The organism is Streptomyces triticisoli (assembly GCF_003270085.1).
GTDB classification, from domain to species: domain Bacteria; phylum Actinomycetota; class Actinomycetes; order Streptomycetales; family Streptomycetaceae; genus Streptomyces; species Streptomyces triticisoli.
Map to the genome: position 1 here is coordinate 1 of NZ_QFDQ01000176.1, position 8,702 is coordinate 8,702.

The window sequence follows — 8,702 nt, forward strand, 5'->3', positions numbered from 1 at the left end:
GGCGCCGCCCTGCTCGCCGTCCCCACGAGCCGCCGCCTCTCCGCGGTCGCCGCGGCCGTCGTGGTCACGGCCGTGGCCTGCGCCGCGCTGCCGCTGCGCGCGGCGGTCGCGCACCGCACGGTCCGCGTCCACGGGCCGCGCGAGGACACGGTGTCCGTACGTCCTTCCCGGCGCCGTACGGTCGCCGAGCTCACGCTGCTGGTGATCGCGGCGGGGGCGGTGGAGGCGCTGCGGCGACGCGGGGTCTCGGGCGAGTCGGGGGATCCGCTGGTGTCGCTGGCACCGGTGCTGGTGGGTGTGATCGCGGCCCTGGTGCTGGTCCGTCTGTACCCGTGGCCGCTGCGCCGGCTGGCCCGCCCGGCCGGCCGGCTGCGCGGGGCGGTGGGCCATCTGTCCCTGGCCCGCGCGGGCCGTACGTCCGTCTCCGCGGTACTGCCGCTGCTGGCGCTGCTGACCGCGCTCACCACCGCCGCCTTCGGCGGTTCGGTGCTGGTGGGGGTGGCCGACGCCCGCGACCGGTCGGCCCTCCTCGCGGTCGGCGCCGACGCCCGTGTCGAGGGGATCGACGCACTGCCGACCGGGCTGTCCGACCGGGTGCGCCGGGCACCGGGCGTACGGGACGTCACCGAGGTGAGCATCAACCACTGGGCCACGGCGGGGAGGCAGATGAGGCAGGTGCCGCTGGCGGGCGTCGCCCCCGCGAAGTACGCGGCTCTGGCCGACCGCACCGGGCTCGGCGCCTTCCCGGCGGAGCGGCTGCGGCGACCGGCCGAGGCCGCCGGCTCCCGGGCCCCGCTGCCGGCGCTGGCCTCCCCGTCGGTCGCCAGGAGGTACGGCATGCGGCCCTTCCCGGTGCGGCTGGGCGACGGCACCGAGGTGACGGTCCGGATCACCGTGGTCCGAGACCGGACCCCGGCCGTGCCCGGCACCAGCTTCCTGGTCATGGACCGGGCCGGGCTGAGCCGGGAGACGGCCCGCACCAGTGCGCTGCTGGTGACCGGCGACCATCTGGACGCCGGCGCCCTGCGCCGGATCGTGGGCACGTCCGCCACGGTGGACCTGCGCTCCGAGGAGCGGACCACGTACGTCGACTCGCCCCTGCAGTCCGGCGCCGAGACCATCTACGCGGTGGCGGTGGCGGCCGGTGCCGGGTACGCCGTCCTGGCCCTGTTCCTCGCCCTGCTGCGCGCCGCGCCCGAACGTGCCGCGCTCCTCGCCCGACTGCGCACCATGGGGCTCACCCGCGCCCAGGGCCGCCGCCTCCTCGTCCTGGAGTCGCTGCCCCAGGCCCTGCTCGCCGCGGCGGGCGGCGCGCTGACGGGCTGGGCGGCCATCCGTCTCCTGGCCCCCGGCATCGACCTGACGGCCATCGCCCTGCCGCCGTCGGCGGTGTCCGTCGGCGGGAACGCGCTGCGGACGGATCCGCTGTCCCTCGCCCTGCCCGCGGCGGCGGTTCTGCTGCTGGCGGTGGGGGTCGCCGCCGGGCAGGCGTGGTGGACGGGGCGGCGGGGCGCGGTACGGGAGCTGAGGGCGGGTGACGCGAGATGAATCCGGTCGAGCGCCGCAGCCGCTCCAGCCTCCGTAGCCGCTCCAGTCGCCGTAACCTCCGTAGCCGCTCCAGTCGCCGTAGCCGCCGCCCAGGAGACCTCCGATGACGACGAACCCCACCCTGGCCGACCTGGCCCAGCGTGCCGCCGCGGACCGCTCCCGCCCGGCCTACGGCCACGACGCGCTGATCAGCTGCGACCGTCTGGTCCGCATCTTCACCACCGACGGCGTGGAGGTCCAGGCGCTCCAGGGCCTGGACCTGCTCGTCCGCGAGGGCGAGCTCATGGCTCTCGTCGGCGCGTCCGGCAGCGGCAAGTCGACCCTGATGAACATCCTCGCCGGCCTGGACACCCCCACGGCCGGTGCCGCCCGGGTCGCGGACCACGACCTGCTCACCATGACCGCGAAGGACCGTCTGCGCTACCGCCGCGCGGTCGTCGGCTTCGTCTGGCAGCAGACCTCCCGCAACCTCCTGCCCTATCTGACCGCGGCGCAGAACGTCGCCCTGCCCATGCAGCTGTCCGGCACCTGGGGAGGAGGCCGCCGCGCCAAGGCCGAACGGGCGCTGGAACTGCTGGAGCTGCTTCAGGTGGGCGACTGCCGCGACCGCCGCCCGCACCAGATATCCGGCGGCCAGCAGCAGCGCGTCGCGATCGCGGTGGCCCTCGCCAACAACCCCGCGGTGCTGCTCGCCGACGAGCCGACCGGCGAACTCGACTCCCACACCGCCGAGCAGGTCTTCGCCGCCTTCCGCACCGCCAACGAACACCTGGGCACCACCATCGTCATCGTCACCCACGACCAGGCGGTCGCCGGCGAGGTCCGCCGCACGGTCGCCATCCGCGACGGCCGTACGTCCACGGAGGTGCTGCGCCGCAGCGAGGTGGACGCGGCGACCGGCGACGAGCGGGTGGTGAGCCGCGAGTACGCGATGCTGGACCGCGCCGGCCGTCTGCAACTGCCCGCCGAGTACACCCGGGCCCTGGCCATGCGCGACCGGGTGGCACTGGAACTGGAGCCCGACCACATCGCGGTGCGGCCGGACGACAGCGAGGGGAGCTGACAGCCGGCCGTCACCGGGTCAGCGGACGCTGACGCCCAGGGTGCCGAGCCCCGTCTCGGCCCGTCGTACGGCGATCGAACCGTACGGGGTCCGCAGCCGCAGCCACGCACCCGACGAAAGCAACGTGGGGTCCCCCGCCCCGGGGGACGCCGGGGGTCCGAGGAACCGCAGCGACTGCGCCGCGTGCACCGCCCGCACGGGCAGTTGGGTCTGTCCGACCATCCGGGACCAGATCTCCCGCCCGATCCGGTCGAGTTCGGCGCGGGTGCGCCGCTCCTCCTCCAACTGCTGTGTCCGGGAGCGGAATTCGGCGACGGCGGCGGACACCATCGCGCCCAGGGCCTCCGCCGGGGGCAGTCCCGGCTCCGGACGCCAGCCGCCGCGCGGCGGCAGTACGCCCGCCCATGGCGGCCCGGTCACCGCGGCCGGGACGCGGGCCGAGGCCGTCGGCTCGTCGACCGCCTCCAGCAGTTCACCGGCGGACACGGTGACGTCGAGGGTGCCGTCGGGACCGTTCTCGTACGGCTCGGCCAGCCGTACCGTGCGGACCGCCAGCACCTCGAAGGACGGCGGTCGCCCGAACACGGCGACCGCCGTGCCGGCCGCCTGCAGGCGCACCGCGGCGGCACGGTCGTAGTGCAGCAGCCGGGAGAGGAAGGCGGCGAGGTCCGCCGCCTCCGTCCCGTCGGCGAGGTGGAGCACCTGGAGCACCGTCATGCGGCGACGGCCTCCTCCTCGGCGGCGTCGGCTTCGTCGGCGTCGTCCGTGTACTCCTGGAGGAACTCCCGCTCCTCCGCTGTGATCCGGCGGGGGCGCTGCGCCTCGAAGTCGAACGGCACGATCACCGTCGAGGCCCGGACGTAGACCTGGTCGCCGTCCTTGACCTCGTAGGAGAGCGTGAAGGACGCCGCCCTGATCTCGGTGACCCACAGCTCGATGTCCACCGGCGCGTGCCGGTGGACGAGCTGCCGCTTGTAGTCGATCTCGTGGCGCGCCACCACCGACCCCTGCTGGAACTCCTTGTCCGGGCGGAACAGGAAGTCGATACGGGCCTCCTCCAGATAGCGGAGGAACACCACGTTGTTGACGTGGCCGTACGCATCCATGTCCGCCCAGCGCAGGGGGCAGCGATATGTGTGACGCATCTGCTTCGATCAGTCCCGGGTCAGCTTCTTGTAGGTGGCGCGGTGCGGGCGGGCGGCGTCCGGGCCGAGCCGCTCGACCTTGTTCTTCTCGTACGACTCGAAGTTGCCCTCGAACCAGAACCACTTGGAGTCGCCCTCGTAGGCGAGGATGTGCGTCGCCACGCGGTCCAGGAACCACCGGTCGTGGGAGATGACCACGGCGCAGCCGGGGAACTCCAGCAGCGCGTTCTCCAGGCTGGACAGGGTCTCGACGTCGAGGTCGTTGGTCGGCTCGTCGAGGAGCAGCAGGTTGCCGCCCTGCTTGAGGGTGAGCGCGAGGTTGAGACGGTTGCGCTCACCGCCGGAGAGCACACCGGCCGGCTTCTGCTGGTCCGGTCCCTTGAAGCCGAAGGCGGACACGTAGGCCCGGGACGGCATCTCGACCTGGCCGACGTTGATGTAGTCCAGCTCGTCGGAGACGACGGCCCACAGCGACTTCTTCGGGTCGATGTTCTCGCGGGTCTGGTCGACGTAGGAGATCTTGACGGTGTCGCCGACCTTGATGCTGCCGGAGTCCGGCTCCTCGATGCCCTGGATCATCTTGAACAGCGTGGTCTTGCCGACGCCGTTCGGGCCGATGACACCCACGATGCCGTTGCGCGGCAGCGTGAAGGAGAGGTCGTCGATCAGGACCTTGTCCCCGAAGCCCTTGCGGAGGTTGTCGACCTCGACGACGACGTTGCCCAGGCGCGGGCCCGGCGGGATCTGGATCTCCTCGAAGTCCAGCTTCCGCATCTTCTCGGCCTCGGCGGCCATCTCCTCGTAGCGGGCCAGACGCGCCTTGGACTTGGCCTGCCGCCCCTTGGCGTTCGACCGCACCCACTCGAGCTCGTCCTTCAGGCGCTTCTGCCGCTTGGCGTCCTTGGCGCCCTCGACCTTGAGACGGGCGGCCTTGGACTCCAGGTACTTGGAGTAGTTGCCCTCGTAGCCGTGCAGGCGGCCCCGGTCGACCTCGCAGATCCACCCGGCGACGTTGTCGAGGAAGTACCGGTCGTGGGTGACGGCCACGACGGTGCCCGGGTACTTGGCCAGGTGCTGCTCCAGCCACTGCACCGACTCGGCGTCGAGGTGGTTGGTGGGCTCGTCGAGGAGCAGCAGGTCGGGCTGCTCGAGCAGCAGCTTGCACAGCGCGACGCGGCGCTTCTCACCACCGGAGAGGTTGGTGACGGGCCAGTCGCCGGGCGGGCAGCCCAGCGCGTCCATGGCCTGCTCCAGCTGGGCGTCGAGGTCCCAGGCGCCTGCGTGGTCGAGCTCCTCCTGGAGCTTGCCCATCTCCTCCAGCAGCGCGTCCGAGTAGTCGGTGGCCATCTGCTCGGCGATCTCGTTGAACCGGTCGAGCTTGCCCTTGATCTCGGCGACGCCCTCCTGGACGTTCTCCAGGACCGTCTTCTCCTCGTTCAGCGGGGGCTCCTGCAGCAGGATGCCGACGCTGTAGCCGGGCGTGAGGAACGCGTCACCGTTGGACGGCTGCTCCAGCCCCGCCATGATCTTCAGCACGGTCGACTTGCCGGCGCCGTTCGGGCCGACGACGCCGATCTTGGCACCCGGCAGGAAACTCAGGGTGACGTCGTCGAGAATCACCTTGTCGCCGTGCGCCTTGCGCGCCTTGCGCATGGTGTAAATGAACTCAGCCAAGAGAAACCGTCCGGCAGCTTGAAATCAGGCAGTGGGCAGATACACCCCATCTTGCCGCACCGCCGCCCCTGGGCGGAAACCCATCCGGTCGCGGGGCGCTGACCTGGGGGTTCGGGGGCTGTGTCAGGGGCTGGTCCGGTACCGCGGGCGTCGTCGGCCGGCCTTGGCGTGGGTGTGGGTCACGCCTGTTCCAGGGCGTCCCCGAATGCGCGCAGGGTCTTGCCGTGGTGGCTGCGGGCCAGTTCGTGCCCGACGGCGATGGCGAGGGCGATCGGCCATTCGATGAGGTTGAGTGCGGCGAGGAGGCCGAGGCCCGTGAGGTAGGCGAGCTGGTCCTTCGGCGGCAGTTCGATCCGGAGGTTGCCCAGGGGGACGATCACCGCATCGCCCGAGAGGACGCGTTCGGCCGCGGCGCGGGCGCCGTGGGGGCTGGTGGGCGCTGTGCCGGGGGCTGTCCCGCTTGCTTGCACGGTCATGTCGCATCCCGTTCCGTCGGCCGGGGCCGGACATCCGGCATCCGCTCGACGTTGTTCTCTGTTCTCCCCGCGTGCTCTCCGTCTCTCCTTCCACGCTAGCCCGGTATGTCGTGGTGCCCCACTTCGGACGTCAGTCCTGAGTTGTCTTCTTCTTGCGGACGATGCTCAGCGCCGTGGCGCCCAGGACCAGCAGGCTGAGGCCGGTCGCGGCGATCAGGGGGGTGGTGTCGGTGCCGCCGGTGTCGGCGAGGTTGGTGTCGGTGGAGGGGGTGCCGACCATGGCGGGGCTGGGTTCGCTGAGCGTCCGGGTGGCGGTGCCGGCCGGGCTGCCCTGGGTCTCGCAGTCCAGGACGCCGGTGAAGCGCTGCCCGTGGCCGCCCGGGCCCGCGATGGTGAAGTCGTAGGCCTGGTCCTCCTGGAGCGGGATCGTCACCGTCTCGGTGGCGCCCGCGGCAACGGTGTGCCGGATGCCCATCAGCTCGAAGGTGAACGGCTCGTCGCCCTTGTTGGCGGCGGTGATGTCCAGGCCGCCCTTGGCGCAGTTCTTCGCCGCGGACAGCGCGGGTATCGCGCCCTTCGCGGCCCAGGTGGCACGGGCGGTCGCGGAGACCGTGGACTCGCTGGAACCGGCCAGGATCTGGGTCTGGCTGCGGCTGTCGGAGGTGAGGGCGCGGCCGACCGGCACGGTGGTGGATGCCTGTGCGGTCAGCGTGGCCGCGCCGTCCGCGGTGTCCTCGGGGACGTCGAAGAACACCTGGCTGCCGTTCCTGGCGGAGGTGATCTCCTTGCCGTCCTTGCCGACGATCCGCACACCGCTGGTGGCGGCGCCCGCGGGAGGTGTGAGCGTCACGCTGCTCGCGTCCGTGCGCACCGTCACCGGGCCGAGCCGCTCGCCCGGGTGGCCGGAGACGGCCGGCGGGTCGAGGGTCAGCGAGGCCCGCGGTTCGGGCAGGTCGCGGGCGCTCCTCTCCAGGTAGTCCGCGAGCTTCTCGGCCTCCGGGTCGACGGCGTCGACGTCCGCGCCGTCGGAATAGCGCCAGATGGCCACCTGGGTGCCGGCCGCCGCGTCCTGCTCGGTGAGGTTCTTCACGCCCGCCTTGGCGGCGAGCGCCGCGAGGTCGTTCACCTGCGGGTAGGAGTTCTGCAGGATCCAGCGGATCTTCCCGGCGTCCTTGTTGACCGCCAGCGAGGTGCCGCTCCACGACGTCTCGTGGTACTTGGCGTCCCGCTGGGTGGGGTTGTGCATGTCGATGCAGTAGGTCTGCAGGGTGCCGCCGCCGTCGACGGACATCTCGAACAGGCCCGCGGAGACCTGGTGGTCCCCGCCGTCGTCATGGATGACGGCGGTGCCGTAGGTCTTCAGGCCGCCCAGGGTGGCACTCGCCCCGCCCGGGCTCTGCGACGTTCCCTCGGCGGCGGCCGGGCCGGCGGCGGCCATCACGCCGGCGGCGACGAGTCCCGACACCAGGGCCGCGGCGGTGAGACGGGCCGCCCCTCGCCCGCGCACGGACGGCGCAGAGTACCAAGCACACACGGAAATTCCCCTCCGAGCAGGGCCGTTGACGCGGGGGAGCGGTCCCACCAGCAGAATCTTCAAGCCCCAAGAGCCATGCCCGGCATCCTAAGGACCGCCCGCACCCCTACTTGACTGTCGTATCGTCAGATGGCTGATCCGAATCAGAATCGTTATGACCAAGATCGGCTCACGGCCCCTGTCAGCCCGTCACCGCGGCTGCCGGCTCCGGCCGTTGCGGTGAGTGCGCGTCCGGGAGCGGCGTCTCCCACGTGGGTTCCGGCCGCGGGGGCGAACTCACCGGCTGCGGCTCCGTCCTGGCGGTGCGCCGGAAGGCCGTCGTGCCCCGCGCCAGGTCGTGGCCGATCGCCAGGGCGTCGATGTCCGCCCAGGTCCTGCTGGTGCCGTCGCGGGTCTCCGTGCGCACCTTCAGCCGGCCCTGCACGATGACGGGGTCGCCCACGTTCAGCGACGCCACCGTGTTGTCGGCGAGCCGTCGGTTGGCCCACACCGTGAAGAAGTTGGTGTGCCCGTCCGTCCAGACGTTCTTCTCCCGGTCCCAGTAGCGGGAGGTCACCGCCAGCCGGAACCGCGCCGAGGCGCCCGAGGGCAGCTCCCGGTGCACCGGCTGCGTCGCCACGTTGCCCACGGTGCACACGATCGTCTCGTTCATGGTTCGATCCCCTCCTCCGTCCGGCCGCCCGGGCCGGGCGGACACGCGTACGGGCCCGTCCCGTACGGCTGCGTCTGCCGCGGTGACCGCGTCCGTCGCGATCGCCGCGGGACCAGACTGCCTCCGCCGGGCCGGGCCCGCTGAGACCTGTGGACCACCGCCTGCCTGTGGAAAACTCCCTCACCCCTGCGGGTGATAGGAGGCCCCGCCCTGCCTCACCACATCCCCGTCCCCATGACCCGTGCGTACTGCTCGCGCACCTCCCGGTACCGCAGCAGCTCCGCCGCCACCGGATCCAGCACCCGGGCACGGCCGCACCCCGCCGCGGCCTCCCGCAGCCGGCGCTCCGCCTCCTGCCCGTACCGCCGTGCCGGTCCGCGTGCCGCGATCCGGCAGCTCCACTCCACGAGCGGCCCGCCGACGATGCCGGCGATCATGAGCAGCACCGGCACCCATAGGTTCGGCGCCATCACCCCGACGATCTGGCCGACCAGCCACAGCCCCCCGACGACCTGGAGGATCGTCATCGCCGCCTGCGCGAGGACCGCGGCCGGCCACCAGCCCGGGCGCGGCGGCCGCCCCGGGGGCAGCCCGGTCCGCGCCGCCAGGT

8 protein-coding genes and 1 pseudogene are annotated in these 8,702 nt (G+C 72.4%); 2 read left to right on the forward strand and 7 right to left on the reverse strand.

Translation table 11 applies throughout. The annotated features are described in order from the left end of the window. Window positions 1-1,548: FtsX-like permease family protein (locus DEP02_RS23455; protein ID WP_332871995.1), on the forward strand; the 1,548-nt coding region annotated here is incomplete at its 5' end. A gap of 103 nt (window positions 1,549-1,651) precedes the next feature. Beyond that, window positions 1,652-2,611: an ABC transporter ATP-binding protein gene (locus tag DEP02_RS23460; protein ID WP_112469673.1), complete on the forward strand. Its 960-nt coding sequence runs from the start codon at window positions 1,652-1,654 to the stop codon at window positions 2,609-2,611. Between the two features lie 18 nt (window positions 2,612-2,629). On the opposite strand, the gene DEP02_RS23465 is transcribed toward DEP02_RS23460, so the two are convergent. The 7 genes and pseudogenes from DEP02_RS23465 to DEP02_RS23495 all read right to left on the reverse strand — a co-directional run. After that, window positions 2,630-3,328: a DUF8010 domain-containing protein gene (locus DEP02_RS23465; RefSeq protein WP_112469674.1), complete on the reverse strand. Its 699-nt coding sequence runs from the start codon at window positions 3,326-3,328 to the stop codon at window positions 2,630-2,632. Beyond that, the gene (locus DEP02_RS23470; RefSeq protein WP_112469675.1) at window positions 3,325-3,756 is read right to left on the reverse strand and encodes an acyl-CoA thioesterase; all 432 of its coding nucleotides are present in this window, start codon (window positions 3,754-3,756) and stop codon (window positions 3,325-3,327) included. Before DEP02_RS23470 ends, DEP02_RS23465 begins: the two co-directional genes overlap by 4 nt. A gap of 9 nt (window positions 3,757-3,765) precedes the next feature. After that, entirely contained in the window at window positions 3,766-5,430 is a 1,665-nt protein-coding gene (gene ettA, locus DEP02_RS23475; RefSeq protein WP_112469676.1) for an energy-dependent translational throttle protein EttA, read from the reverse strand. A 179-nt stretch (window positions 5,431-5,609) separates the two neighbouring features. Then, window positions 5,610-5,906, reverse strand: coding sequence for a hypothetical protein (locus tag DEP02_RS23480; RefSeq protein WP_112469677.1), 297 nt, complete (start codon window positions 5,904-5,906; stop codon window positions 5,610-5,612). 130 nt (window positions 5,907-6,036) lie between these two features. Next, window positions 6,037-7,413, reverse strand: coding sequence for a Cys-Gln thioester bond-forming surface protein (locus DEP02_RS23485; protein WP_112469678.1), 1,377 nt, complete (start codon window positions 7,411-7,413; stop codon window positions 6,037-6,039). A 208-nt stretch (window positions 7,414-7,621) separates the two neighbouring features. Then, the gene (locus tag DEP02_RS23490) at window positions 7,622-8,092 is read right to left on the reverse strand and encodes a single-stranded DNA-binding protein (RefSeq protein WP_112469679.1); all 471 of its coding nucleotides are present in this window, start codon (window positions 8,090-8,092) and stop codon (window positions 7,622-7,624) included. 215 nt (window positions 8,093-8,307) lie between these two features. After that, window positions 8,308-8,702, reverse strand: a pseudogene (locus tag DEP02_RS23495) (ATP-binding protein); the annotation flags it as partial.

Excerpts from the sequence above, each read along its gene's own strand:
- DEP02_RS23460 (WP_112469673.1), top strand. The coding sequence starts at position 1,652 with ATGACGACGAACCCCACCCTGGCCGACCTGGCCCAGCGTGCCGCCGCG.
- DEP02_RS23465 (WP_112469674.1), bottom strand. The coding sequence starts at position 3,328 with ATGACGGTGCTCCAGGTGCTCCACCTCGCCGACGGGACGGAGGCGGCG.
- DEP02_RS23470 (WP_112469675.1), bottom strand. The coding sequence starts at position 3,756 with ATGCGTCACACATATCGCTGCCCCCTGCGCTGGGCGGACATGGATGCG.
- DEP02_RS23480 (WP_112469677.1), bottom strand. The coding sequence starts at position 5,906 with ATGACCGTGCAAGCAAGCGGGACAGCCCCCGGCACAGCGCCCACCAGC.
- DEP02_RS23490 (WP_112469679.1), bottom strand. The coding sequence starts at position 8,092 with ATGAACGAGACGATCGTGTGCACCGTGGGCAACGTGGCGACGCAGCCG.